Annotated in this window: 26 protein-coding genes; 11 read left to right on the plus strand and 15 right to left on the minus strand. The window is 69.5% G+C overall.

Going from position 1 to position 23,626, the window contains the following annotated elements; all coding sequences use genetic code 11:
* Positions 1 to 33: 33 nt before the first annotated feature.
* Positions 34 to 573, minus strand: a complete 540-nt coding sequence (locus FXF51_RS28475) for a flavoprotein (RefSeq protein WP_148437748.1) — start codon at positions 571 to 573, stop codon at positions 34 to 36.
* Positions 570 to 1,889 (minus strand): helix-turn-helix domain-containing protein, encoded by a 1,320-nt coding sequence (locus FXF51_RS28480; RefSeq protein WP_148437749.1) that lies wholly within the window; start codon positions 1,887 to 1,889, stop codon positions 570 to 572. The genes FXF51_RS28475 and FXF51_RS28480 overlap by 4 nt, the downstream gene beginning before the upstream one ends.
* 147 nt (positions 1,890 to 2,036) lie before the next feature.
* Between FXF51_RS28480 and FXF51_RS28485 the strand changes: the two genes are divergently transcribed.
* The 3 genes from FXF51_RS28485 to FXF51_RS28495 all read left to right on the plus strand — a co-directional run bounded on the left by FXF51_RS28485 (position 2,037) and on the right by FXF51_RS28495 (position 4,493).
* Positions 2,037 to 2,966 carry a radical SAM protein gene (locus FXF51_RS28485; RefSeq protein ID WP_148437750.1) on the plus strand — a complete coding sequence of 310 codons (930 nt, stop codon included), beginning with the start codon at positions 2,037 to 2,039 and terminating at the stop codon, positions 2,964 to 2,966.
* 32 nt (positions 2,967 to 2,998) lie between these two features.
* Positions 2,999 to 4,144, plus strand: coding sequence for a methyltransferase domain-containing protein (locus FXF51_RS28490; protein WP_148437751.1), 1,146 nt, complete (start codon positions 2,999 to 3,001; stop codon positions 4,142 to 4,144).
* Positions 4,145 to 4,322: 178 nt separating this feature from the next.
* On the plus strand, positions 4,323 to 4,493 hold the full coding sequence (locus FXF51_RS28495; RefSeq protein ID WP_262379897.1) for a helix-turn-helix domain-containing protein: 171 nt from the start codon (positions 4,323 to 4,325) through the stop codon (positions 4,491 to 4,493).
* A gap of 266 nt (positions 4,494 to 4,759) precedes the next feature.
* Here FXF51_RS28495 and FXF51_RS28500 read toward each other — a convergent pair whose 3' ends face one another.
* The 6 genes from FXF51_RS28500 to FXF51_RS28525 all read right to left on the minus strand — a co-directional run bounded on the left by FXF51_RS28500 (position 4,760) and on the right by FXF51_RS28525 (position 10,849).
* Positions 4,760 to 5,614: a phosphotransferase family protein gene (locus FXF51_RS28500; RefSeq protein WP_187414614.1), complete on the minus strand. Its 855-nt coding sequence runs from the start codon at positions 5,612 to 5,614 to the stop codon at positions 4,760 to 4,762.
* A gap of 361 nt (positions 5,615 to 5,975) precedes the next feature.
* On the minus strand, positions 5,976 to 6,899 hold the full coding sequence (locus tag FXF51_RS28505) for a carbohydrate ABC transporter permease (RefSeq protein ID WP_148437754.1): 924 nt from the start codon (positions 6,897 to 6,899) through the stop codon (positions 5,976 to 5,978).
* A gap of 3 nt (positions 6,900 to 6,902) precedes the next feature.
* A complete protein-coding gene (locus FXF51_RS28510) occupies positions 6,903 to 7,814 on the minus strand; it encodes a carbohydrate ABC transporter permease (RefSeq protein WP_148437755.1) in 912 nt (303 codons plus the stop codon).
* Positions 7,814 to 9,226, minus strand: coding sequence for an N-acetylglucosamine/diacetylchitobiose ABC transporter substrate-binding protein (ngcE, locus tag FXF51_RS28515; RefSeq protein WP_148437756.1), 1,413 nt, complete (start codon positions 9,224 to 9,226; stop codon positions 7,814 to 7,816). The genes FXF51_RS28510 and ngcE overlap by 1 nt, the downstream gene beginning before the upstream one ends.
* Positions 9,227 to 9,245: 19 nt before the next feature.
* A complete protein-coding gene (locus tag FXF51_RS28520) occupies positions 9,246 to 9,980 on the minus strand; it encodes a sugar isomerase domain-containing protein (RefSeq protein WP_148437757.1) in 735 nt (244 codons plus the stop codon).
* Positions 9,977 to 10,849 carry a MurR/RpiR family transcriptional regulator gene (locus FXF51_RS28525; protein ID WP_148437758.1) on the minus strand — a complete coding sequence of 291 codons (873 nt, stop codon included), beginning with the start codon at positions 10,847 to 10,849 and terminating at the stop codon, positions 9,977 to 9,979. Before FXF51_RS28525 ends, FXF51_RS28520 begins: the two co-directional genes overlap by 4 nt.
* A 155-nt stretch (positions 10,850 to 11,004) precedes the next feature.
* Here FXF51_RS28525 and FXF51_RS28530 point away from each other — a divergent pair, with 155 nt between their 5' ends.
* Positions 11,005 to 11,967: an N-acetylglucosamine kinase gene (locus FXF51_RS28530; protein ID WP_148437759.1), complete on the plus strand. Its 963-nt coding sequence runs from the start codon at positions 11,005 to 11,007 to the stop codon at positions 11,965 to 11,967.
* Here the strand turns inward: FXF51_RS28530 and FXF51_RS28535 are convergent.
* On the minus strand, positions 11,964 to 12,911 hold the full coding sequence (locus FXF51_RS28535; protein WP_148437760.1) for a LacI family DNA-binding transcriptional regulator: 948 nt from the start codon (positions 12,909 to 12,911) through the stop codon (positions 11,964 to 11,966). The genes FXF51_RS28530 and FXF51_RS28535 overlap by 4 nt on opposite strands.
* A gap of 163 nt (positions 12,912 to 13,074) precedes the next feature.
* On the opposite strand from FXF51_RS28535, the gene FXF51_RS28540 reads away from it, so the two are divergent.
* The 5 genes from FXF51_RS28540 to FXF51_RS28560 are packed head-to-tail and all read left to right on the plus strand — an operon-like array spanning position 13,075 to position 17,773.
* A complete protein-coding gene (locus tag FXF51_RS28540) occupies positions 13,075 to 13,866 on the plus strand; it encodes an ABC transporter permease (RefSeq protein ID WP_262379898.1) in 792 nt (263 codons plus the stop codon).
* Complete coding sequence (locus tag FXF51_RS28545; RefSeq protein ID WP_148437761.1) at positions 13,863 to 14,654, plus strand: ABC transporter permease; 792 nt, start codon at positions 13,863 to 13,865, stop codon at positions 14,652 to 14,654. Before FXF51_RS28540 ends, FXF51_RS28545 begins: the two co-directional genes overlap by 4 nt.
* Positions 14,651 to 15,640 carry an ABC transporter ATP-binding protein gene (locus FXF51_RS28550; protein WP_148437762.1) on the plus strand — a complete coding sequence of 330 codons (990 nt, stop codon included), beginning with the start codon at positions 14,651 to 14,653 and terminating at the stop codon, positions 15,638 to 15,640. The genes FXF51_RS28545 and FXF51_RS28550 overlap by 4 nt, the downstream gene beginning before the upstream one ends.
* Before the next feature lie 16 nt (positions 15,641 to 15,656).
* Complete coding sequence (locus FXF51_RS28555) at positions 15,657 to 16,703, plus strand: ABC transporter substrate-binding protein (RefSeq protein WP_148437763.1); 1,047 nt, start codon at positions 15,657 to 15,659, stop codon at positions 16,701 to 16,703.
* The gene (locus tag FXF51_RS28560; RefSeq protein ID WP_222871510.1) at positions 16,700 to 17,773 is read left to right on the plus strand and encodes an adenosine deaminase family protein; all 1,074 of its coding nucleotides are present in this window, start codon (positions 16,700 to 16,702) and stop codon (positions 17,771 to 17,773) included. The genes FXF51_RS28555 and FXF51_RS28560 overlap by 4 nt, the downstream gene beginning before the upstream one ends.
* Here FXF51_RS28560 and FXF51_RS28565 read toward each other — a convergent pair.
* The gene (locus FXF51_RS28565; RefSeq protein ID WP_262379899.1) at positions 17,719 to 18,384 is read right to left on the minus strand and encodes a hypothetical protein; all 666 of its coding nucleotides are present in this window, start codon (positions 18,382 to 18,384) and stop codon (positions 17,719 to 17,721) included. The genes FXF51_RS28560 and FXF51_RS28565 overlap by 55 nt on opposite strands.
* Positions 18,385 to 18,424: 40 nt before the next feature.
* Positions 18,425 to 18,631 carry a hypothetical protein gene (locus tag FXF51_RS28570; RefSeq protein ID WP_148437764.1) on the minus strand — a complete coding sequence of 69 codons (207 nt, stop codon included), beginning with the start codon at positions 18,629 to 18,631 and terminating at the stop codon, positions 18,425 to 18,427.
* 207 nt (positions 18,632 to 18,838) lie between these two features.
* Here FXF51_RS28570 and FXF51_RS28575 point away from each other — a divergent pair, with 207 nt between their 5' ends.
* Both FXF51_RS28575 and FXF51_RS28580 read left to right on the plus strand, forming a co-directional pair.
* Positions 18,839 to 19,315, plus strand: coding sequence for a GntR family transcriptional regulator (locus FXF51_RS28575; protein WP_262379900.1), 477 nt, complete (start codon positions 18,839 to 18,841; stop codon positions 19,313 to 19,315).
* A 64-nt stretch (positions 19,316 to 19,379) separates the two neighbouring features.
* Entirely contained in the window at positions 19,380 to 19,868 is a 489-nt protein-coding gene (locus FXF51_RS28580) for a GntR family transcriptional regulator (RefSeq protein ID WP_148437766.1), read from the plus strand.
* Positions 19,869 to 20,022: 154 nt separating this feature from the next.
* Here the strand turns inward: FXF51_RS28580 and FXF51_RS28585 are convergent, their stop codons facing one another.
* From FXF51_RS28585 to FXF51_RS28600, 4 genes are read right to left on the minus strand one after another with little or no spacing between them, the layout of a single operon-like run.
* Positions 20,023 to 20,649 (minus strand): hypothetical protein, encoded by a 627-nt coding sequence (locus tag FXF51_RS28585; RefSeq protein ID WP_148437767.1) that lies wholly within the window; start codon positions 20,647 to 20,649, stop codon positions 20,023 to 20,025.
* 21 nt (positions 20,650 to 20,670) lie between these two features.
* Complete coding sequence (locus tag FXF51_RS28590) at positions 20,671 to 21,489, minus strand: carbohydrate ABC transporter permease (protein ID WP_148437768.1); 819 nt, start codon at positions 21,487 to 21,489, stop codon at positions 20,671 to 20,673.
* Positions 21,486 to 22,364, minus strand: coding sequence for a carbohydrate ABC transporter permease (locus tag FXF51_RS28595; RefSeq protein WP_148437769.1), 879 nt, complete (start codon positions 22,362 to 22,364; stop codon positions 21,486 to 21,488). Before FXF51_RS28595 ends, FXF51_RS28590 begins: the two co-directional genes overlap by 4 nt.
* Positions 22,364 to 23,614: an extracellular solute-binding protein gene (locus FXF51_RS28600; RefSeq protein WP_148437770.1), complete on the minus strand. Its 1,251-nt coding sequence runs from the start codon at positions 23,612 to 23,614 to the stop codon at positions 22,364 to 22,366. The genes FXF51_RS28595 and FXF51_RS28600 overlap by 1 nt, the downstream gene beginning before the upstream one ends.
* Positions 23,615 to 23,626: the final 12 nt, after the last annotated feature.

Raw genomic sequence — 23,626 nt, forward strand, 5'->3', positions numbered from 1 at the left:
GTCAAGATTGTGATCAGCTGCGGCGGCATGCCGTCAGACGGTTCGAGCGATTTCCCTCAGCGCGAGTGCCCAGGGGTAGGAAGAAAAGCGATCACCGCCGGTGCTCGGCGGGTGCGGCTCGAACATGCCAGGCCCGAGCAGGACGCGCACCCCTTCGGAGCGGAGGGACTCAACGCTGCGAAGGAAGGGGGCACGAGAAGCGAGGGCGCTGTTGACGAAGGGCAGGACGACGACAGGGATGCCGAGCCCTGGAGCCTCGGAGAGGACGCCCAAGGCGTACGTGTCCGCGGTTCCCTGAGCGAACTTGTTGATCGTGTTGTAGGTGGCCGGAGCCACGATGATCGCGTCCGCGCGAGGTGATCTCGGCTCACCAGGGTTGCGGTACCGGCTACGGACGGGGCGGCCCGTCTGCTGTTCGAGGCGGGGCACGTCGATGAAGCCCAACGCCGGTGGAGTGGCGATGACCTGGACGGTCCACCCCTCGCCCTGCGCCAGCGCGACGAGCCGGCCTACGTCTCCGGCCGGGCCGGCCGCGCACACCACGATGGTGAGGATCTTGCCAGGCTCGCTCACGCGCGGGCTCCGAGGGACGCGGCGTACTCGCGGGCTTCACGGCGCAGGCCGGGTGGCGCGCCGGCCAGGATGTCACCGGCCAGCCGAAGCGGCGCGCCACGGCCCACGACCTCTTGCGGTGCCAGCTCACCGGCGGCACGCAGGCTGTGGAGAGCACTCTCGTGCTGTCCCCTCATGAGGAACGCCCGTGAGGTGTCGAGCAGGAGACTGGCCCTGCGCTCGTCGGCCGGCAAGTTGCCGATCTCGACTCGGCGGGCGTACTCGATGGCCGTACCGGCGTCGCCCAGACGGACGGCGATGTGCACGCGATGGCACAGGACGTTGTTGGGCCCGAACGCCGTCCACATGTGGTTCCCGTCGTGCCCGAGCCGGGCGCCGGCGTCCGCGGCCTCGTCCAGGAGTTCGGCGGTCACGTGCCGTTCGCCGCTGTGCGCGGCGGCGATGGCGCCGCGCAGGAGGAGCGTCCCGTAGACGGAGAGGTCGTCCGGGGATGGGTCGGCCAGTGCGGCGTCCATACGCAGGGCGGCCTTGCGCGCCACGTCGGCGGCGGTGCGGTGATGTCCGCCGTCCATGAGGGCGTGGGTGATGATGCGAGCGCTCGACCCGATCACGAGCGGGTTCTGACTGGCTCGCGCCATCCGCACGCTCCGGTCCGCGGCCAGCCACGCCAGCCCCTTGTCCTCCTGCTTGAGCAGGACCGAGGCGGCGGCGTGATACGCCTCCGCCGAGAGAGCGTACGCGCGCAGCCGGGCGTCACCTTCCAGGACGGTGCAGGCGACGCGTAGATCGCGTAAGAGCACCGGCAGCCCGTTGATCACCTGGAAGTAGCGGCAGGCCTGGTAGTTCCGCTTGGCCGCCCCCACCGCATGGTCCAGGGACGGAAGGTCTACGGGGCTGTCAGACGACGGAGAATGATCGACGAGAACGCCGGCGAGGGCGTCGATCGCGCCACCGGCTCGGGCCGGGTCATCGCAGGCGCCCAGGACCGCGTCGAACAACGCAGCCCCGGTGAGCCCGACGAACCCGCGGCGTCGCACCTCGTCCGCGTCCTTCCCCAATGCATCGGAACCGGCGGTACACGCATCATTCGCGAGGTTAGCAACCGAGCCGCCGGCGCGAAGGACGAGTTCCCCATGCGCGTGCACCGCCTGGTCGAGTGCCTGGACCACAGGCATGCTGGGAGCGCACCGTCGGCCGTGTTCAAGGTCGGAAACGTAGCTCTTGCCGCAGGTCGCCCGGCGAGCGACCTCACGCACGGACAGGCCGGCGCGCAGGCGCAGACGTCGCAGCGCCTCGCCGAACCCTTCCCTGCCCATGCGGCACTCCCTCTCGTGTGCGGCGGCGCCAGCGGACACTCAGCGGACACTTCACACCTGGTGGTTACCGACCGTACAGGCAACGCTACCCCTGCGGAACCGCACCGGCCCGCGCCAATGACACCGCCCTCACGGAAGATCACCATCATGACGGCTGCCCCCGCCATTCCGACCAGGTTCGGCCTGGCCCCCGTATGGTTCCTCGAACTGGAACTCACCCAGCGATGCCAGATGCGATGCCCCAGCCTCTGCTACGCCGACGCCGGCCCCACCAAGGGCCACGGCACGATGACCCGCGCTGACTGGGAGCACCTCATCGACACCGCCCCCGCCGCAGGCATCACGACGGTCCAGTTCATCGGCGGCGAGGCGACCCTGCACCCGGACTTCGTTCGCCTGGCCGAGCACGCTCTCGGCGTGGGGCTACGCGTGCAGGTGTACTCCAACCTGATCCGCGTCACCACCCCTCTATGGGAGCTGTACTCGCACCCGAACGTGACGCTGGCGACGTCGTACTACAGCGACATGTCCGCAGAACACGACAAGGTCACTGGCCGCGAGGGCAGCCACGCCCAGACTCGCGCCAACATCGTGGCCGCGCTGGAGCGCTCCATCCCGCTCAAGGTCGCCGTCGTCGATCTCGGCGAGAAGGGTCAGCGCGCCCACGAGGCACGCGCCGAGATGATCGCACTCGGCCTGCCCCGCGTCGGCCCCGTGGACCGGGTCCGCGCGGTCGGCCGCGCCACCGGTCACCTAAGTAAGGAGCCGGACGTCGGTGAGCTGTGCGGCCAGTGCGGCGACGGCCGCGCCGCCGTCTCCTGGGACGGCGACGTACGCATGTGCGTCCTGTCCCGCTTCCTGCCCTCCGCCGGGAACGTCCACACCACCCCGCTGGGCGACCTCCTCGACGGTCCGGCTTGGCACGAGTTGCTCGCGCGAGTGCCTCGCCGACGAGACAGCGGCTGCAAACCGTCGTCAGACAGCAACGACTGCAAACCGGCCGAAACCACCTGCGAAGGCAACGCCCTCGTGCTGCCCGTTCCCGCCCCTCGCCTCCCCTCGGAGGGAAACCGGTGACCAGCACGGACGCGGCGAGCGAAGATTCGCCCATGCACTCCTGGAGAGACCGAGCGCGCCACCTCGCCGGCACGATGACCCCGCCCGGCTCGCGATGGCGCGAACCGGTCGCCCGCACCCCACGCCACCCGTTCGTCCCCCGCTGGTGGGCGAGCACGCCGGACGGGTGGAAGCTACGCGTCGGCAGCGACGACCACGAACGATGGCTGGCCGCCGCCTACCGCGACTGGACCCTCGTCACCCGGGTCTCCGGCGTCCACGCCGACCACGCCGGCCCCGGCGCCCTCCTCCATGGATCGCCTACGTCGTCGAGCACACTGCCCGGCCTGCTCGTGAGCATGTACCGGCATGCTTCGCTCGACGACCGGTCCGTCGTCCTGGACGTGGGCACCGGCACCGGCTACGGCACGGCCCTCCTGTGCGCCCGCCTCGGGCATGCGCGGGTCACGGCGATCGACGTGGAGCCGTACCTCACAGAGGCTGCCGACCGGCGGCTGGACGAGTTGGGCTACCACCCGGCCTTTCTGACGGCGGACGCCACCGGCCCGATCGACTGGGAAGGGGACCGGATCGTCGCCACCGTGGGGGTGAAGCCGATCCCCGCGTCCTGGCTGCACGGGCTGCGGACGGGCGGGCGGCTGGTGACGACGATCGCCGGCACGAGCCTGATCATCACCGCCGACAAGCAGGAGGACGGCGGGGCGGTCGGCCGGGTCGAGTGGGATCGTGCCGGGTTCATGCGCACCCGGTCCGGCGCCGACTATCCGGCTCGCGGCGAGCTGCTCGCCGTCCTCGCCCGGGCTCGCGTGGAGGACGGGGAGCAGGTGGAGGCCAGCCCGTACCCGGTGATGGACGTGGTCGAGGCTTGGGACGTGGACACGATGATGGAGCTGCTCGCGCCGGGGATCGAGCATCGGTTCATCACCTACGACGACAAGGCCGATCGGGTCGCGCTCATGGCTCATGAGGACGGGTCGTGGGTTCGGGCCGAGGAGCGTGACGGGAAGGTGGTCGTCCATCAGGGTGGGCCGCGCCGGCTTCATGACCTGCTGGATCGGGTGCGGGAGCAGTGGCTCAGGGAGGGTGAGCTGCCGATTCGCGGTGCGAAGGTGGCCGTCAGCCCGGCGGGGGTGATCAGCCTGCGGCGGGGGAACTGGACGGCGGGCATCGGCGAGTAGGACTACCTTGCGTTGTGGGCCGTTAGCTGGTGACGGTCCGCAACCATCGCGCCCTGACCTCCGTAGGCGGTGGATGCGCGACTCGGCCGAATCGTGCGTGTGCAGCGGGACACTCTGCTGGTGAGGAGTGAGCGAAGTGGGAGAGCGTAGGACTTGGGCTGAGAAGAGATCCGAGGTCATGAGCCGTCCGGGGGCCGGAGCGGCGTATGAAGCGGCCAGGATCCGGTTCGAGCTGGGTGTGGCCGTCAGGCTGCGGCGGGAGCAGTCGAGGCTGAGCCAAACGGAGCTGGCGGAGCGCATCGGGCTGGAACGACCGGCGGTTGCGGGATTCGAGGCAGGGAAACCATGAGCGGCTTCTGCGGCCAAGGCTTGCGGCCAAGGCTGAACGGCATCTCCACGTGCCAGTCGATGGATCCGCGCGGGCGCGAGCGCGGGTTTGTATGGGGCGCCTGAGCGAAGCGAAGACCTACAGGGGTCGGGGCTGGCCCCGACTGGGAGAAACGGCTGAGCCCCGAGGCGCGAAGCGCCGGCTTGTGATGACCTTGCGCGCCGCAGGCGCGTCCCAGGGGACGAGGACCTTTGGGGCGGATCCCAACGGCCGGCCACCTACGCGAATCAAGGGGCGAAGGTCCAGGGCAGGTGGGCGAGGGCGGCGTCGGCGTAGTGGCGGGGGCCGGTGCTCAGGCCGTACGCCAGGTCCTCGATCAGCGCGCACCGTGCGTAGAACAGGATCCGCTCCCGGTCCTCCCCCGTCACCGTGAACTCGTAGTGCTCCAGGGTCAGCTCGAAGACCTGCGGGCCGAGGTCGCGGTAGAGCAGCGCGAAGTCGTGGGCTGGGTCCGTGATGGCGGCGTCCGTCCAGTCGATGATGCCGGTGATGGTGCTGGTGGCGGGGTCCACCAGGACGTGTTCGGCGCCGAGGTCGTTGTGGCAGAAGCGCAGGGAGGGGGGTTCGTCGGGTGGGTCGTCGTGCAGGAAGCGCTCCACCAGTGGGCGCTGGGCTTCGGGGACGTGTTGTTCCACGTCGCGGTAGTCGAGTTCGGCGTCCTGGAGGAGCGTGGGGGCGGGGTAGACGTCGAGGGGGGCCAGGTCGCGCATGGTGCCGGGGATGGCGCCGTGGATGGCGCTGAGGAAGGCGCCCAGTGGTTCCGCCAGGGCGGCGGGGGTGAGGTTGCCGTTGCGGTGCTGGTTGAGGGGGGTGCCGGGGAGTTTGCGGTAGGCGATGGTGCCGGTCTCGTCGTCGGCGAAGACGACTTCGGGGACCGGGAGTGGGGAGAGTTCTCTGACGGCCGCCAGGCGGGCGACCTCCTGCCGGTTGGCCTGGGGGTCCGCCACTCTGCTCCGTCGTACGAGCAGCTCGTCGTTGACCTCGTACACGAAGTTGTCGAGGCCGTGGCCGAGCCGGCTGACGGAACGGACCCGGTAGTCGGGTAGGTGGCGGGCCAGCAACGCGCGGATGTCGCCAGTCACACTCCGCACCCTAAGCCGGTGAAGTCCGGCATGCGAGCCATTTCGGCGCGCTTGCGGGGTGAAGCCGGGCCCGCTCAGGCGCACGAGTCACTTCGGCTCTCTCGCGAGGTGAGGCCAGACCCGCCCCGGCGCACAAGCCACTACAGCACTCTCGCGGGCGAGGCGGGGCGAGGCGGGGCGGGGCGAGGCGAGGCGGGGCAGGGCGAGGCAGGGCGAGGCAGGGCGAGGCAGGGCGGGGCGGGGCGAGGCAGGGCGGGGCGAGGCAGGGCGGGGCGAGGCAGGGCGGGGCGAGGCAGGGCGGGGCGAGGCAGGGCGAGGCAGGGCGAAGGGAAGCGAGGCCGGACCGGCCCCGGCGCACGAGTCACTTCAGGGCCCCGGCCGTGAGCCCGGACTGGATCTGGCGCTGGAAGACGGTGTAGACGACCAGCATCGGCAGGATGGCCAGGGTCAGGGCGGCGAACAGGGCCGCCCAGTCGGCGTCGTACCCGGCCGCGGTGGAGATGTCGGCGATGCCCTGCGTGAGCACCCATTTCTCGCGGTCCTGCAGCAGGATGAGCGGTTTCTGGTACTGGTTCCACTGCCCCAGGATGTTGAAGATCGTGATGCTGATGATGCCCGGCTTCGCCATCGGCAGCATGATCTGGAAGAACACCCGGGTGTGCGAGGCCCCGTCCACCATCGCCGCCTCCGCGACACCGGTGGGCAAGGTACGGAAGAAGGCCGACAAGAAGAAGATCGTGAACGGCATCGAGTACGCGATGTAGACCAGAATCGTCCCCGCGTACGTGTTCAGCCCGATGAACGGCCCGATCACCGGCACCGACCCCATGTTCTGCACCACGAAGAACAGCGGGCTCAGCGCCAGGAAGAACGGGAAGGCCATGCCCGCGACGAACACCATGTAGATCACACGGTTGCCGCGGAAGGGATACCTCGCCAGCACGTACGCCGCCATCGACCCGATCAGCATCGTGCCGAACGTGCTGAACGAGACGATGATCACGCTGTTGAGCATGTACTGGCCGATGCGCGCCTGCTCCCAGGCCCTGGCGAAGTTGTCCCAGTGCAGCGTGGACGGCAGCGACCAGGCGGCGCCGAAGATCTCGTCCTCGCTCTTGACCGAGGCCAGGAACGTCCAGATGATCGGCACCATCACGAGGAGGGTCCAGATCGCCAGCGTGGCGTGCGTCAGCACACCCAGCGGACCGAGCCGCCGTTTGCGCTCCGCGCGGGCGGCGCTCCTCGACGGCGTCCCCGCGGGCGCCACTGGGGTTGTCGTTGCCATCTTTCAGTACTCGATTCGTTCGCGCCGCGACAGGCGCAGCGAAAGGATCGCGAAGCCCACCGTGAAGAGGAACATCACCACGCCGAGGGCGGAGGCGTATCCGAAGCGGAAGTACCCGAAGGCGTTCCGGTAGATCTCGGCCGCCATGACCGTGGTCGACCAGTCGGGGCCGCCCTGCTGGAGGGTCATCACCCAGACGATCGCAAAGGCGTCCATGGCCAGGATGCCCAGATAGACCCAGGCGACCTGGACGGTGTCCCACAGCAGCGGGAGCGTGATGCGGAAGAACAGGGTGAACCGGCTGGCCCCGTCGATCTGCGCGGCCTCGAACACGTCCCTCGGGATGCCCGCCAGTCCGGCCGAGAAGAGCACGACGTAGAAGCCGACGGCCTGCCAGACGAGGACGCCGAGCACCGACCAGAACGCGATGCCGGAGTTGGACAGGAATCCGACCGGTTCGAGGCCCAGCGCCATCAGCGGCCCGTTCAGCATGCCGCTGCCGTCGGGCCTGAACACCTGCTGGAACAGGACGGCCACGATGGTGACCGCGAGGACCTGCGGGAAGAAGAAGACCACCCGGTAGAAGGTGGACCCGCGGATCCCCGACACTCCCCTGTCGCCGCCCAGATTGAGCAGGTAGGCGAAGAACAGGGCGATGATGATGGTGATCGCCGGCAGCAGCACCAGCAGGCCGAGGTTGTGGGTGACGGCCTTCCAGAAGACGCTGTCGCCGAGCACCCGCTGGAAGTTGTCCAGGCCGATGAAGTTGGGCGTGGCGGACACGCCGCGCCAGTCGGTCATCGCCATGTAGAACGCCTGGATGTTCGGCGAGATCACGTAGATGACGTAGAGAATCACCGGGGCTGCCAGGAACGAGGCGATGAACAGCCCACGGCGATATCTGTTGAAGAGCATCAGCGCTTGTATTTCTTGATCGAGGAGTCGCTCTTGATCTCGTCGGCCTTCTTCTGCATGCGCTCGAGGTAGGCGTCAGGGGTGAGGCCGCCGGTCATCAGCTCGCCGGTGGCGGCCTTGGCCTCGTCGTTGAGGGGGCCGTACCAGGCGAAGGCGCGGTAGTAGACGGTGTTGGCGCCCGCCGCCGCGACCGCCGCGGAGGCGCTGGTCACGCCGGACGAGATGGTCAGGCCGTCGCTGGCGCCCTTGACCACGGTGACGGTCTTGACCAGGGTGCTGAACTCGCCGGCCGCCTTCTTGGAAAGCATGGCCCGCAGGTACTCCATGCCCGCCTGCGGGTGGGCGCTCTTGGCGGAGACCATGAACTCCTCGCCCGGCTGGGTGTGCAGCGTGCCGTACGGCATCGCGTCGGAGCCGGTGATGTCCGGGATGGGGAACATCGCGTAGTCGAAGCCCTCGGGCGTGGTCGACTTCTGCTCGTTCTCCAGCCAGGACCCGCACGGGAGCATCGCGACCTGGTACTTGTTCTGCGCGGTCTGCGTCTGTACGTGGTCGAGGCCGGCGGTGCCCTGGAGGAGGTACTTGGAGCCGATCTCGGCCATGTTCTCGGCCGCGGTCTTGATGGCCTCCTGCTTCCAGGCGCCGTCCTCCAGGTTGTCGAGGTTGACCAGCACCTCCTTGCCGCCGATCTTCGCGGCCATGGTGAGCAGCGGCTCGTAGGCGTACTGCGGGTGCTTGCCGGCGTAGGTGAAAGGCGCCATCTTGCCGGACTTCTTGATGGTCTCGCACAGGGCCAGGAACTCGTCCCAGGTCTTGGGGATCTCCCAGCCGTTGTCCTTGAAGACCTTCTGCGAGTACCAGATGCCGTGGATGTAGTTGACGTAGCCGACGACGCTGAACTTGCCGTCGTAGGTGCCGATCTCGATGACGGACGGGTCGATGGTGTCGCGCACCTTGACGCCGGGGTCGTCCCAGGAGGGGGCGTCGAGCAGCGGGCCCAGGTCGGCGAGCTGGCCGTCCTGGGCGAGGGCGCCGAAGTCCATCTTGTTGGCGCCGGAGTTGTCGATGACCTCGGGCGGGTTGCCGCCGGCGAAGCGCGGCTGGAGAACCTTCGTGATCTCCTTGGTCGAGTTGTGCTTGACCTCGATGCCGGCGTACTTGCTCTTGAACAGCGGCTGGTGAATGTCGGTGGCGTACTGCTGGCCGAAGCCGCCGTCGAAGATCCAGACCTCCAGCGGCTTCTTGGCGTCCACGCCGAACGGGTTGGCCGCGCTGGTCGCGGCCGGGGCCGCCGAGCTCGTGGCGGCCGGCGGGGCCGCCGGCGTGGCGCACGCGGCGAGCGCGCCCGCGACGGGCACGAGGGCGGCGCCGCGCAGGAGTTCGCGCCGGCTGATATGGGGGGTGTTAGGCATGGTGACTACTCCTGACCTTTCATTTTCCGCGTCTGATGCGCCCTGCGTAGCGGGCTTCCAGGGCCTTGTTGTGCTCGTCTCCGCCGGTCACGTTGACCGACAGGTAGATGGGCGGCGTCTCGCCGAGCGCGACGAGGGCGTCCACCGCCTCGGTGACCACCAGTTGCGCCAGCAACGCTGAGGTGATGGTGGATACCGCACCGTAACTGCCGCCGCCGGGCAGGTCGAGGATGGCGTCGCCGTACGGCGCGCCGTTGTCGAGCACGACGTCCGCCAGGTCGAGCAGCTTGCCGCCCGACGGGTGGCGGGAGGTCATGCGGGTGCTGTGCTCGACCGAGGTGATCGCGATCAGCGGGTGGCCGCCGTCCTTGACGATCTTGGCCAGCTCGACGACGGTGCCGTTCACGCCGGAGCTCGACACGAGCACGAACACGTCGTCCGGCTCGACCGGCGCCAGGTCGTAGATCTGCCGGGCGACCGCCGGGTCCCGCTCCAGCTCCGGGGTGAGCACGCCCGGCGGCTGCCCGCCGTACAGCACGAGGTCCCTGGGGCTCAGGCGGTTGCTCGGGACGAGGCCGCCCGCCCGGCCGGCGATCTCCATGGCGATGGCCTCGGAATGCCCCGAACCGAAAGCGTTTACGACGCCGCCTGCCCTGATGGACGTGACGAGCAGCGCCGCCGCCCGGCTCACCGGCTCGGCCTGGCTCTCCGCGACCTGGCGCGCCAGATCCAGGACCTTGGTTGCGTACGTCATGGGCTCCTCTCCACCCGATGGCTCTCGACTGCGCTGATCGTGCGTTCGAACGCCTCGTTCGTACGTTCGTAGGTGAGCTGGGCGACCGCCACGTACACCGCGTCCAGCACGAACAGCTGCGAGTGCACGGCGGCCAGCCCGCCGAGCCTGAACGTGGTCTCCCTGCTCGCGGTGGTCAGCACCAGGTCGGCGAGCTCGGCCAGCGGCGAGCGGGCGAAGGAGGTGACGGCGACGGTGAGCGCGCCGTGGCTGCTCGCCTCGGCCAGCGTCTCCATGACCTCGCGGGTACGTCCCCGGTGGCTGATGCCGATGGCCACGTCGCCGGCCTTCATCAGCGCCGCCTCCGACAGCGCGACGTGCGCGTCGCCCGCGCTCCAGCCGGGGATGCCGATGCGGCGCAGCCAGCCCTCCAGCATGTTCGCGACGATCCCGCTGGTGGAGACGCCTACCAGGAGGACGCGCGGTGCGGCCACGATGGCGTCGGCCACCTGGGTCAGCACGGCGAGGTCGAGCCCGGCGGCGGTGTCCTGAATGAGCCGGGTGTCGGCGGCGGCCATGACCTCGATCGCCGCGTCGAGCGGGTCGTCGGGGCCGATCTCGTGCCCGACGCCGGCGCCCCACCCGGCCTGCGCCGCCCTGCCCGTCTCGGTGGCCAGCGCGACGCGCAGCTCGGCGTACCCGGAGAACCCGAAGGCCCGGCAGAACCTGGTCACGGTGGCGGGCGAGCTGCCCGCCCGCTCGGCCAGGGCGATGATGGTCGACCGGGCGGCCTCGGCGGGATCTCCGAGGATGACCTCGCCGACCCTGCGCAGAGCCTCCGGCAGGCCGGGCAGTTCCGTTTCGACGCGCGCGAGCGCTCCTGAAGTCACGAATATTCCTTCCGAATACTCGGTCTTCTGGCGAAAATTATTCTTGCTTCCTGGTCGCGTCAACCCCCAGACTCGGACCGTGACGCAATCGCTAGTCCCGCCCGCCACAGCCCAGGCCGGTCGCCAGTTCTCCAGGCGCGCGCGGGCGGCCGGTCATGAGTGAGCCGGGGCTGGTGATCGGCATCGACGCCGGCGCCACCTCCACGCGCGTCGCCGTGCACGCGCTGGACGGCACCCGGGTCGGGTACGCGCGGGCCGGGGCGGGCAACCCGACCGCCCACGGGCTCCGCAAGGCGGCCGCGGCCGTCGGCGAGGCCCTGTCCGTGGCCCTTCCGCCGGGCGGCGGGCCGCGGGTGCTCGCCTCCAGGGTCGGCATGGCAGGGGACGTCGCCGAGATGGTGCCCGAGCTGGCCAGGGTCTGGGCCGAGCACGGGATCGCCGCGCCGCCCCGGTACGAGGGCGACCTGACGATCGCCTACGCCGCCGGCTCCGCGGAACCCGACGGCACACTGCTGCTGTCCGGGACGGGGGCCGGGGCGGCCCGGGTCGTGGGGTACGAGCTGGAGCGGGTCGGGGACGCGCTGGGGTGGCTGCTCGGTGACGTGGGGTCCGGGTTCTGGATCGGGCGGCGGGCGGCCAAGGCGGTGATCGCGGCGCTGGACCGCGAGCTGCCGGTGGCAGCCTTGTTCGAGGACGGACTGCTTTTCGCCCTGGTCGCCCAGCACTTCCTGGGCGCCGAACGGCCCGCCACCCCGCGCGCCGCCGCCTCCCGCATCGTCCGCCTCGCCCAGGCCGACCACATGCGGCTGGCCGCGCTGTCCTCCCTGGTCAGCCAGGCCGCCATGGCAGGCGACCCGCTGGCGATGAAGATCGCCCACGAAGCCGCCGGGCATCTCGTGGCGAGCCTGCGCCGCGTGCACGTGTCGGGCCCGGTGGTGCTGGCGGGCAGCGTACTGACGACCCCTGGCCCCGTACAGGAGGCCGTGCTGGAGCTGCTGTCCGGCGAGACGGTCACGACCGCGCTGGACGCGGCGGGCGCCGCAGCCTGGCTGTCGGCCCGCGCCCTGCTCACGGAAGCCGAGGCCAAGGCGCTGCACGCCACCTTCACCGGCGCCTAGGAGATCGGGACGGCGAGGCGGCTCGTCGTCGGGGACGGCGGCGCCTCCCCACGCTCACCGAGCAGCGTCATCAGCCGCCCCATGGCGACCGCACCGAGCTTGTCACCGTCCACGTCGATCGAGGGGACGCCGGTCAGCCCGAGGCTCTCGACCACCATGCGCTCCGAGCTGACCACCACGTCTCGGATCCCCCGGTGGAGCAGGGCGAACATGAGGCCGAGGCCGATCGAGGTGGAGTAGGGCACCACGGCGGTCGCGCGGGCCGCCACCACGGCCTGCGCCGACTCGACCCCGGCGGCGAACGTCGAGGGGAAGGGGCCGAGCATGGTGAGCTGCGCCCCGCCCGGCTCGGCCGCGGCCAGGATGGCGGCCTGGCGCTGGCGGTCCTGCCAAGAGCCCGCCGGGCCGCCGAGGTAGACGATGCGCTCGTGGCCCTTGCCTGTGAGCCAGGTGACGAGCGCGCCGAAGGCGGTGGCCGTGTCGGCGACCACCGAGGTCATGCCGTCGATCTCGCGGTCGATGAGCACGGTCGGCTTGTACGACGCCGCGGCCCGCACGATCTCGTCCGAGCCCCGGGGCGCGGTGAGCAGGAACCCGTCTACCTGGCGCGAGAGCTGCTCGACGGCGGCGAGCTGGGCCGCGTGCTCCAGCGAGTGCACCGCGATGGTGAGCTGCGTGCCCGACTCGGCCGCGCGCGCCTGGGCGCCGCCGATGATGGGGGTGAAGAAGGTGTTGTCGAGCGTGGGCACCACGACGGCGACCACGCCGGTCTTGCCTCCGGCGAGCTGCGTGGCGGCCCTGTTGGGCACGAACCCGAGCTGCTCGGCGGCTGCGCGGACGCGGGCCACCGTCTCCGGCGCGGCCAGATCCGGCCGGCTGAGTGCGCGGGAGGCCGTCGCCTTGGAAACCCCGGCCAGCGCGGCGACGTCCGCCAGTGTCGGCACTTGTGCTCCTTGAGTCGTTACATGCGGTTAACACAGAGGTTTGTGCGGCAGGCCTCTCATAATCTATGGTCAGGGCGATGCAACCGGTTCCGCAACCGGTTCCACTCAGCGTACGCCACCGAGAAAGGACGCCGACATCTCCCGCAAATCGGCCCTCCTGCTGGTGCCCGGTCTCGTCCTTCTCCTCGCCGGCTTCCTCATCCCCTCCGCCGCGATGATCTTCGCGCCGCCGGACGTGCGGACCGGCGAGATCTTCGCGCGGCTGGGCGAGATGCTCACGGATCCCTACGACCTCGAGGTGATCGGACGCACGGTCGGGCTCGCCCTGGCTGTCACGGTCATCTGTGTGGTCCTCGGCTTTCCCATCGCCTACTGGCTCGCCCGCTCCTCGTCCCGCTGGAGCGGGGTCTTCCTGGCAGTGGCGATCTTCCCACTGATGCTGAGCAACGTCGTACGCACGTTCGGCTGGCTCGTCATCCTCGGCTCCAAGGGAGCACTCGGCCGGTTGCTCGTCGAGCTCGGGATCGTCGACGTGGCGCCACAACTGCTCTACACCAAGCTGGCGATCGTCCTCGGTCTCACCCAGCTCTTCCTGCCGCTGGCCATCATCTCCTGCTACTCCGCCGTCGCCCAGGTCGATCCCGGCCTGGACGACGCCTCGCGCGGGCTCGGCGCCGGCCGGATCCGGACGATGTGGAACGTCGTCATCCCGCTGACCATGCCGGGCATCGTCGTGGCCGCCACCCTGGTCTTCGCCGGGTCCGTCACCGCGTACACGACGCCCTACCTGCTCGGCGGGTCCAGCCAGCGGATGTTGTCCACGCAGCTCTTCAACTACGCCAGCACCACGATCGACTGGGCCTCCGCCTCGGCGACGGCGCTCATCATGACGGTCCTGGTCTTCCTGGTCTCCGGGCTGTCCTCGCTGATCGGGCGGAGAGGGGCCACCTCATGAAGCGGCCGATCACGGCGGCGCTCGCGGTCATCGGCTACGTCATCATGATCGTGCCGATCATCTTCGTCGTCGCCACCGCCTTCACCGCGGGCAGCACGCTGCGCTTCCCGCCCGACGGGATCTCCGTGCGCTGGTTCGGCGAGGCGCTCGGCTACGAGCCGTTCATGGAGGCCGCGCTCTCCAGCCTGGAGCTCGCCCTGCTCGCCACCGTGCTGGCGCTGCTGATCGGCGTGCCCGCCACGCTCGCCGTCCACCGGGGCAAGCTGCCCGGCAAGGGCCTGGTCGAGGGGCTGTTCCTGTCGCCGCTCATCGTGCCCGAGCTGGTCGTCGGCCTCGCGCTGTTCCAGCAGCTCATGATCGGCCTGGACCTGGACAACTTCAGCACCCTGCTGGTGGGGCACACCGCGCTGATGCTGCCGTACGCGGTGCGCGTGACCGGCGCCTCGCTCGCGCTGGCCGACCCAGGGCTGGAGGAGGCCGCCCGGGGGCTCGGCGCCTCGCCGCTGCGCGCGTTCTTCAACGTGACGCTGCCCGTCCTGCGTCCGGGGATCTTCTCCGCCGGGCTGCTCAGCCTCGTCACGTCGTTCAACAACGTGCCGCTGTCGCTCCTGCTGCAGGGCCGCGACTTCCGGACGCTGCCGGTGACGATGCTCGACTACGTGCAGCAGTCGTACGACCCGATGGTCGCCGCCGCCTCCACCCTCATTCTGGCCGCCACCGTGGTCATCGCCGTGATCGCCGAGCGCACGGTCGGATTCGCCAAGATCTTCGGAGGGATCAACCAATGACCGCCGCCGCCGAGCTGATCGACGTCACCCAGAGGTTCGGCTCCTTCACCGCCGTGGACGGGATCGACCTCGCCGTGCCGTCCGGGAAGCTGACGACGCTGCTGGGGCCGAGCGGCTGCGGCAAGACCACCACGCTGCGGATGATCGCGGGTTACTCCGCCCCGACGTCGGGGACGATCCGCATCGACGGGGCCGACAGCACGCGCACGCCGCCGGAGAAGCGGAACCTGGGGATGGTCTTCCAGTCGTACGCGCTGTTCCCGCACATGTCGGTGGCCGACAACGTCGGGTACGGGCTCAAGCTGCGCAAGGTGCCGGCGGCGGAGAGACGCGCGCGGGTCATGGAGACGCTCGAACTGGTCGGGCTCGCGCATCTGGCCGACCGCAAGCCGAAGAAGCTCTCCGGCGGGCAGCAGCAGCGCGTCGCCCTGGCGCGGGCGATCGCGATCAAGCCCAGGCTACTCCTGCTCGACGAGCCGCTGTCCAACCTCGACGCGCGGCTGCGCGTGCAGATGCGGGCCGAGATCAGGCGCATCCAGGCGGAGACCGAGCTGACGGTCATCCTCGTCACGCACGACCAGGACGAGGCGCTGGAGATGTCCGACGAGATGGTCATCATGAACGAGGGCAGGATCGTCCAGCAGGGCTCCCCCGCGCAGGTCTTCCCCCGGCCCGCCGACCGCTTCGTCGCCGAGTTCCTCGGCTACGAGAACTTCCTCACCGCCGCCGACGGCACCCCGCTGACCATCCGGCCCGAGCACCTGCGCATCACCGGCCCCATCGCCGGGCAGGGCGACGGCCTGGAGGGGACGGTGGCCGACGTCGCCTTCCGCGGCGTCGACCTGCTGGTCTCGCTCGACGTGACCGACCCGTCGGGCGCCACCGTGAGGCTGCTCGCCGACGTACGCGGCGGACCGGCCCCGCAGCCCGGATCACGCGTCACGGTGATCGCGCCCGACGACCACCTGATCCCTCTCCCCCGCTGAAAGAAGGAACATCCCCATGCTCACGCGCCGTGCCGTACTGGCCGCTGCCCTGACAGTGCTCGCCGCAGCAGGGTGCTCCGGCTCCGGTCAGGAGCAGGCCGACCAGCAGACCATCGTCGTCAGCACCTTCCCCTTCGGGGTCAAGGAGTTCGAGCAGGCGGTCGTCACCCCGTTCACCAAGCAGACCGGGATCAAGGTCGAGCTGGACACCGGCTCCAACTCCGACCGCCTGTCGAAGCTGAAGCTCGCCAAGGGCGAGCCCGAGGCGGACGTGGTGCTGATCTCCGACTACTTCGCCGCGCTCGGCCAGAAGGACGGCCTCTTCCAGAAGGTCGACGTGCCCAACATGAAGGAGCTCGCGCCGTTCGCGACCGAGGGCTCCTACGAGGGGCCCGCCTACACCCACCAGCTCAACGGGATCATCTACAACACCAAGGAGCTCACCCAGGAGCAGGCCGCCGACTGGAAGCTGTTCGCGGACGCGGCCAACAAGGGCAAGGTCGCGCTGCCCGACATCTCGGTGACCGCCGGGCAGCTCATGATCTCCGGGGTGGGCGAGACGTACGGCAGCGGCCCCTACGACATCGACGCCTCGCTGAAGACACTGGCCGGCTGGGCGCCGAACGTCCTGCAGTTCTACACCTCCTCCACCGAGGTCACGAACCTGCTGACGCAGGGCGAGATCGTCGCCGCCGACGCGCTGAGCGGCTTCGCTACCAACCTCGTCACCTCCGGCGAGCCGATCGCCTGGACGGCTCCCGCCAAGGGCCGCTACATGGCCACCAACCGGGCGATGATCACCAAGGGCGCGCGCAACCAGCAGGGCGCGGCCAAGTTCATCGACTACATGCTGTCGGCCGAGGCGCAGAGCGCCATGGCCGAGGCCGCCGGCGACCTGCCCACCAACCCGAAGGCCACGATCCCGGCGGACGTCGCCAAGGTGACGGGCGAGGCGGCCAAGGACCCGGTGGCCGCCGGCTACAAGACCCTCGACCCCGCCCAGCTCGTGGACACCCGCAACACCTGGGTCGAGCGCTTCACCCGGGAGGTGGCCGGCAAGTGAACCTCGATCTGATGCCCAAGGTCGACCTGCACTGCCACCTCATCGGCACCGTGCGCGCCGCCACCTTCGCCGAGCTGGCCAGACGCGAGCAGCTCGATCTGCCCGACACCCCTGAACGCATCTACGCGGACGTCAACTCGCTGCCGCCCGACCCGGCGCTCTACCTGAACACCCGCGTCCCCGTGCCGCAGGGCAGGAGCGCGGACGAGCCCGAGGTCTCCTACTCGCTGTTCCAGGTCTCCTCCTGGGTGCTCCAGGTGCTGCGCGACGCCGACGACCTCACCCGCATCACGTACGAGGCGTTCGAGGACGCCCACCGCACCAGCGCCACCAGGCACCTCGAAGTCTCCTTCGACGCGCTGACCCCGCACCAGGACAAGCTCGGCTACGCCACGGTCGTCGAGGCCTACGCCGAGGGCATCAGGATGGCGGAACGCGACTTCGGCATGTCCGGCAGGCTCATCGCGGCCATCGACCGCAGCGGGACCGGCGAGCAGGCGCTCTCCTGGGTACGCACCGTCGTGGACCACCCCCACGACTACGTGGCAGGCATCGGCCTGGACAATTTGGAGACCTCCGGGCCGCCCGAACGTTTCGAAGCCGCCTTCCGGCTGGCCGGCGAGGCCGGGCTGCGCCGCACCGCGCACTCCTCCGAGCACGCGCCCGTCGCCGCCAACACCATCACCTGCCTCGACCTGCTCGGCTGCGACCGGATCGACCACGGCTACTTCGTGCTGGAGGACGACGAGGTCGTCGCCCGGGTCAGGGACGAGCAGGTGCCGTTCACCGTGATCTCCACCACCTCGCGGCGGTCGTGGCGGCCGTGGCGGCGGGCGTCGATCGCGGCCATGCTGGAGGCGGGGCTGAACGTCATTCCGGCTTCTGACGATCCGGGGATGTTTCCGACGTCGCTGGCCGACGAGTATCGGATCTTGTCCGAGCAGGTCGGCGTGCCGGACGAGCGGTTGCGTGCGATGGCGCTGGCGGGGGTGGAGGCGTGCTGGTTGCCGCAGGATCAGAAGGACGCGCTGCGCCGGCGCTTCGAGAGCGAGCTGGCGACCCTCGCGTGATCAGCCGTACCAGCGCCATTCGGTGAGCCGCGGACGATCCTGGAGGGCGGCGCGTCCCGTCGCCCACAGCACACCTCCCAGGCGTCACCATCCGCGTTCACGTGCGGAAAGAGCCTGCCGAGCACCTTCTCGCACGGCCCTCTCGGCGGCGACCACTCCAGCCCGAGCCCTTGGGCGACGTCGTGGGTGTGCACGAGAGTCTCGACGACACCCATCGCGGCGAAGCCCTCCGGATCCGACGCGCCGTAACCGTGGAAGGCCACGGCCGTCGGATCGGCCGTCCGCCGGACGGACGCGAGCAGCCCGCCGCATCCCTCCAGAATGGTCAGCAGATTTTCGGGCCCCGCTTCCGGATCGGCGGAAAAGATGGTCGGCGGCCCATCATCCCTGTCACCACGCAGCCGGAACGGCACCCGGCCGGCCGCCGACGGCTTCGCCGGCCCGAACCTCAGGGCGTAGCTGAACAGCACGTTGGCCACGTGCTCGGCCGTCTCCCAGCACGTCCAGTCGAGGCTGCCCGCCTTGGCCTGCCATGCCTCGGGGTCGGTGCCCTGGCGCATGGTGGTGACGGCCAGGCCGACTACTTGGCGCACGTCCTCGGCGCTGCTCATGCCGAGCAGCGTAACCCTCGCAAGGGCGGCCGGCGCGGCCTCATCCCGCCTCGCCCGCCAAGAGCCGGGTCCAGGCCTCCAGCGTCCTGGCGGTCCGGCCGCGCATGCATTCGTCCACCAGCACCTGCCCGTTCAGGCGGCGGGTTCTGCGGATGAAGCACTCACCGCCGCTGTGGCACAGCTCGTAGAAGGTCGGCCGGCAGTCGCACGTGTAGTCGCGGACGCGTGCGCGGTTGCCGTATCGCAACGGTTCCCAACGAAGCGGTATGTGGTCGGGGCGGAGCTCCGGCACATGGGCTGAGTGGAATCGGTCGTACTCCGGCAAAGGAGGGGGCTCAACCATGGCGTCAACCTACATCCGGTCGTCTCTTCTTGTCTGCATGTAGTTATGACTTGGTCTGTTCAGACGAACCGATTTGAGCGCTCTTGCCCCGCCTTGGCCTATGTTTCTTACGTGCTCGACTACGAAGGCGACACCCACATCTACCTCCAGATCGCCGCCATCCTCCGGGACCGGGTCTCCGCGCTTTCCGCCGGCCACCCCATACCGAGCGAGGCCGAGATCCAGCAGGAGTTCGGGGTAGCCAGAACCACCGCAAGGCGGGCGGTCCACGTACTGCGGGAGGAAGGGCTCGTCTACACCGTGCAGGGTGAAGGCGCATTTGTCGGCCCATCCTCCGAAGCGCCACGCAAGAAGCGCAAGGTGCCGTTCTACCAGCAGATCGCCACGGACCTCACCGAGCAGATCAAGGCGGGGAAATACGCCCCTCGACGCCCCATCCCCGGCGAGACGGCACTGGTGAAGCAGTACGGCGTGGCGCGTGAGACGGTGCGGCGTGCCATGGCGCTGCTGCGCGAGCAAGGCTGGATCTACACCGTCGCCCAGCGCGGCAGTTACGTCAGCCAGAAGGAGTCGTGGCCGCAAGAGTGAAGGCAATACGATCGAGTCGGTGAAGCTACTTATCTGGTTGTACCTGAACGTCTAACCTATGAGCATGCTCAACCGACAAGGCCCCATCCCCCTTTACGTACAGATCGCCGAGATGATCCAGGAACGGATCATCCGGGGAGAGCTCCGGGCCGGTGAGGCGGTGCCGAGCGAGGCGACTCTGGCAGCGGAGTTCGACGTCGGGCGCAGCACCGCACGTCACGTGGCCAGAGAGCTGCGCCGACGCGAGCTCGTCCACACCGTCCACGGCCAGGGCACGTTCGTCGGGCCCCTCGGTGCGCCTCGGGCGGAAGCGACGAAGGCCAAGTACCTCCTCATCGCCGAGGACATCATCGAGGGGATCAGGCGCGGCGAGCTGCGGCCGAACCGCGCGATCCTCAGCGAGAACGCGCTGATGCGCCACTACGGGGTGGCCAAGACCACGGCGCGAAGGGTCGTCTCACTCCTCAGAGACGGCGGCTGGGTTTTCACGGTGCCGCACCGCGGGACGTACGTGTCGGAGCCCAGCCAGCCCACTGACGACATGCTCAATTGAGGATCACGAAGAAGACCTCCGGGCGTAGTGGAGTTGCCGGCTTCACCACCACACGGAGGGTCACGCCGGCGCCCAGCCGACGCCCCCGCACGGCCCCGTCCGAGCAGCTCACCAGGGGAACTTCAGCCAGGATGACCCACTTGACACCAGCCTCCTAGAGCTCGGCATCTCCGCTGGGAAGCTTGTCCAGCCATCCAGGCGCCAGCCGAAGCAGCCCCGCATACGCCGACACATCCTCCGGATAGCGGACGCCGATCCTCCGCCAGAAATCGACGAACACCCATGGGTCGTCCATCTCGAACTCATCCTCGGCGAAGGCCCCGCCGTCCCCCGCGAAGTAGGGTGCGATCGTCTCAACGGGACAGCCGACCGCTTCGGCGACCACCGCGGCCCGCCCGGCGTACTTGTCAGCGAGGCGAGCGATCTCCGCAGCGTCGTCGGTGAAGTAGTCCGGCATGGAGGCGAACCGATCCACCGTGATGCCGTCGCGCACCAGCGCGTGGCTCCAGTAGTCACCGTCGTGGACGCGTACGGTGCTCGCCACCAGCCCGAGATCGCGCGAGATGGGCTCCACGGCGGCGAGGTCCGCGAAGTAGGGCGGCCACATCACCACGGTCCATCGGTTCGCGGGCGGGAAGAGGAGCACGTCGTCGTCGGTCACCGGTGAGGCGGCGGGTGTGGCGGCCGGGCAGGCGTGGGCCGCGAAGAAGCGGCCGACGGCGGCCCGTACGGCGTCGGCGTCCTCGGTCATGAAGGCGGAGACCGCCAGGAACTCGCCCATGCGGAGCACCTTAGGGCATGCTCACCCCTTGACCGCCCCCGCCGTCATCCCCGTCCCGACGTGCCGCTGCAAGAAGAGGAACAACAGCAGAACCGGCAAGGCGAACAGGCTGGCCGCCGCCATTGTGGCGCCCCAGTCCGTCCCGAACACGTCCCGGAACGACGACAACCACACCGGCAGCGTCCGCTGCTCCTGATCCTTGATGATCAGCACGTTGACGAACGCGAACTCGTTCCAGGCCGTGATGAACCCGAACAGCGAGGTGGCCATCAGCCCCGGCGCGAGCAGCGGGAAGATGACGCGGCGGAAGGCGGTGAGGCGGCTGCAGCCGTCCACCTGGGCCGCTTCTTCGAGTTCGGGCGGGATGGCGGCCAGGAAGCCGCGCAGGGTGACGATGGTGAAGGGCAGCGTGATCATGAAGTAGACGCCGCTGAGCATGGCGAGCGAGTCGAGAAGGTCCGTGTCGCGGGCGATGATGAAGACCGGCACCAGCAGCGCCTCCCAGGGCGCCATCTGGGCGGCGAAGACGGCCACGACGAACGCGCCGCGCCCACGCCACCGCATGCGGGCGACCGCGAACGACGCCATGAGGGCCACCAGCAGGGCGGCGAGGACGGCGGCCGCGGTGACGAGGAGGCTGTTGCGCCAGTAGGTCCAGAAGCCCGGAGCGTTCACGGCGGTGACGAAGTGGTCGAAGGTGGGGTGGGCGGGCCAGAAGGTGGGGGTGTCGGACTGGATGTCGCGGGTGGGTTTGAAGGCGGTCAGGAACATCCAGTAGACCGGGAAGATCGTTACCAGGAGCACGACGATGGCCGAGGCGTTCAGGAGGAGTCTCTTCATGAGCGGACCATCCGGCGCAGGTTGCTGATCAGGGCGATGGCGAGCAGGACGACCGTGAGCATGGCGACCGCGGAGCCGAGGTCGTAGCGGTGCAGGACGCGGGCGACCTTGAACGCGTACACCGGGAGGGTGGTCGTGGCGTCGTCCGGGCCGCCCTGGCTGAGCACCCAGATCTGGGGGAAGCACTTGGCCACCCAGATCACCTCCAGAGAGGTGATGAGGGCGAAGAGCTGGCGGAGCATGGGAAAGGTGACCTTCCAGAACACCTGCCAGCCGGTGCCGCCGTCGATCCTGGCCGACTCGAACAGCTCCACCGGGATGGTGGTGAGGCCGGCGTAGAGGGTGAGGGCGGCGAACGGGACCGACTGCCAGACGACGAGGATGACGAGGACGGCGAACGTCGCCGTGCCGTCCGCGAACCAGGTGTAGCCGCGGAAGGAGTCGAGGCCGAGCGTCACCAGCAGCCAGTTGACCACCCCCAGCTCCGACTGGAACAGCCACTGGAAGACGGTGGTGGCGGCGATGATCGGGGTGGCCCAGGCCAGCGCGAGTGCGCTCATCAGGGCGAGCCGCAGGCCGCGGCGCAGGCGGGGCAGCATCAGTGCGATCCCGGTGGCGAGGCCGACGATGAGCACCACGTTGATCGCGGTCCAGACCAGGGTGCGCAGCAGCACCTGCCAGAACTCCTCGCCGGACAGCAGCTCGGCGTAGTTCTCCAGGCCGACGAACGCCGCCCCGCCTCTGATCAGCTCGCCCATGCGGAAGTGCTGGAACGAGATCACCGCCGCCTTGAACACCGGGTAGAGCAGGAGGAAGGCCCCGCCCGCCACCGTGGGCGCGATGAGCAGGTAGGGCCAGGGGGAACGACCTCGCATCAGGATCCGCTGTTCAGGGTCGTGGTGATCGACTCCGAGACCTTCTGCGCCTCCGCCGCCGGGTCGGCGCCGGTGAGGACGGCCGTCATGTACTGCTTGATGACGGACGTGGCCTCTACGGCGGCCCAGTTCGGGGTGTTGGGGGTGGCGCGGCCGTTGGCGGCGCCCTTGGCCATGGCGGCGGTGCCCTCCTCGCCGGCGAGCACGCCGGCCAGCGAGGTGCGGTTCGGCACGAAGCTCATGGCCTTGGCCAGCTCGGTCTGGAACTGCTCCCCGGCGAGGGCCTTGACCAGCTCGTACGCCTCCTCCTGCCGCTGCGAGGCGGCCGGGATGATCAGGTCGGAGCCGCCGGTGAAGACGGTGCCCGGCTTGTCGGCCGTCTTGCCCGGGATGGGGAAGAAGCCCATCTTGTCCTTGAGCGTGGCGTCCACCTCCAGGACGCGGGCGGCGATGCCGGGAACGGCGATGATCTGGGCGACCTTGCCCTGCGCGAAGACCTCGTGCTGGGGCGGGTTCGCCTCGTCGGCGTCCTTGGGGCCCTTGCCGAGGGCCTGGAGCTGCTTGTAGTACTCCATGCCGGCCAGGGCCTGCGGGGTGTCGAGGGCGCCCTTCCACTTGCCGCCCTCCTGGACCGCCAGGTCGCCGCCTTCGTCCCAGATGAAGCCGGCCAGGGCGTACCAGGTCTGGCCGGTCAGATAGATGCCCTGATTGCCACCCTTATTAAGCTTTTTCGTGACTTCTAGCCATTCGTCGCGCGTGGCCGGGGGCTGCGTGATGCCCGCGCCGGCGAACAGGTCCTTGTTGTAGACGACCACGCGGTTGGCGGCGTACCAGGGGATGCCGTACTGCTTGCCGTCGATGTTGCCCGGCTGGGCCAGTCCCGGCAGCCAGTCCGCGCCCTGCAGCTCGCCCACCTTGGCGGTCAGGTCGGTCACGCCGCCGCTGGCCGAGTACTGGGCGACCTGGGTGTTGCCCACCTCGATCACGTCGGGGGCGTCGGTGCTGGCCAGGGCGGCGGTGACGCGCTCGCCGATGCCGTCCCAGGCCTGGATCTGGATGTCGAGGTCGATGCCCTGGTGCGCCGCCTCGTACTCGGTCTCGAACTTCTTCAGCAGCTCCTCAGTGACGCTGCCGTCCATGATCCAGACGGTCAGCTTCGCCGGGCCGCCGCTCGCCTTGGGCTCCTCGGCCGGGGTGCCGCACGCGCTCAGCGCCAGCACGGCCGCCAGGGCCAGGATGCGGTGTTTCATGACGTTCCTCTT

Source organism: Nonomuraea sp. PA05, assembly GCF_008086045.1.
Classification (GTDB): domain Bacteria; phylum Actinomycetota; class Actinomycetes; order Streptosporangiales; family Streptosporangiaceae; genus Nonomuraea; species Nonomuraea monospora.

Excerpts from the sequence above, each read along its gene's own strand:
- FXF51_RS28480 (WP_148437749.1), bottom strand. The coding sequence starts at position 1,889 with ATGGGCAGGGAAGGGTTCGGCGAGGCGCTGCGACGTCTGCGCCTGCGC.
- FXF51_RS28485 (WP_148437750.1), top strand. The coding sequence starts at position 2,037 with ATGACGGCTGCCCCCGCCATTCCGACCAGGTTCGGCCTGGCCCCCGTA.
- FXF51_RS28490 (WP_148437751.1), top strand. The coding sequence starts at position 2,999 with ATGCACTCCTGGAGAGACCGAGCGCGCCACCTCGCCGGCACGATGACC.
- FXF51_RS28495 (WP_262379897.1), top strand. The coding sequence starts at position 4,323 with ATGAGCCGTCCGGGGGCCGGAGCGGCGTATGAAGCGGCCAGGATCCGG.
- FXF51_RS28505 (WP_148437754.1), bottom strand. The coding sequence starts at position 6,899 with ATGGCAACGACAACCCCAGTGGCGCCCGCGGGGACGCCGTCGAGGAGC.
- FXF51_RS28510 (WP_148437755.1), bottom strand. The coding sequence starts at position 7,814 with ATGCTCTTCAACAGATATCGCCGTGGGCTGTTCATCGCCTCGTTCCTG.
- ngcE (WP_148437756.1), bottom strand. The coding sequence starts at position 9,226 with ATGCCTAACACCCCCCATATCAGCCGGCGCGAACTCCTGCGCGGCGCC.
- FXF51_RS28520 (WP_148437757.1), bottom strand. The coding sequence starts at position 9,980 with ATGACGTACGCAACCAAGGTCCTGGATCTGGCGCGCCAGGTCGCGGAG.
- FXF51_RS28530 (WP_148437759.1), top strand. The coding sequence starts at position 11,005 with ATGAGTGAGCCGGGGCTGGTGATCGGCATCGACGCCGGCGCCACCTCC.
- FXF51_RS28545 (WP_148437761.1), top strand. The coding sequence starts at position 13,863 with ATGAAGCGGCCGATCACGGCGGCGCTCGCGGTCATCGGCTACGTCATC.
- FXF51_RS28550 (WP_148437762.1), top strand. The coding sequence starts at position 14,651 with ATGACCGCCGCCGCCGAGCTGATCGACGTCACCCAGAGGTTCGGCTCC.
- FXF51_RS28555 (WP_148437763.1), top strand. The coding sequence starts at position 15,657 with ATGCTCACGCGCCGTGCCGTACTGGCCGCTGCCCTGACAGTGCTCGCC.
- FXF51_RS28565 (WP_262379899.1), bottom strand. The coding sequence starts at position 18,384 with ATGAGCAGCGCCGAGGACGTGCGCCAAGTAGTCGGCCTGGCCGTCACC.
- FXF51_RS28580 (WP_148437766.1), top strand. The coding sequence starts at position 19,380 with ATGCTCAACCGACAAGGCCCCATCCCCCTTTACGTACAGATCGCCGAG.
- FXF51_RS28585 (WP_148437767.1), bottom strand. The coding sequence starts at position 20,649 with ATGGGCGAGTTCCTGGCGGTCTCCGCCTTCATGACCGAGGACGCCGAC.
- FXF51_RS28590 (WP_148437768.1), bottom strand. The coding sequence starts at position 21,489 with ATGAAGAGACTCCTCCTGAACGCCTCGGCCATCGTCGTGCTCCTGGTA.
- FXF51_RS28595 (WP_148437769.1), bottom strand. The coding sequence starts at position 22,364 with ATGCGAGGTCGTTCCCCCTGGCCCTACCTGCTCATCGCGCCCACGGTG.
- FXF51_RS28600 (WP_148437770.1), bottom strand. The coding sequence starts at position 23,614 with ATGAAACACCGCATCCTGGCCCTGGCGGCCGTGCTGGCGCTGAGCGCG.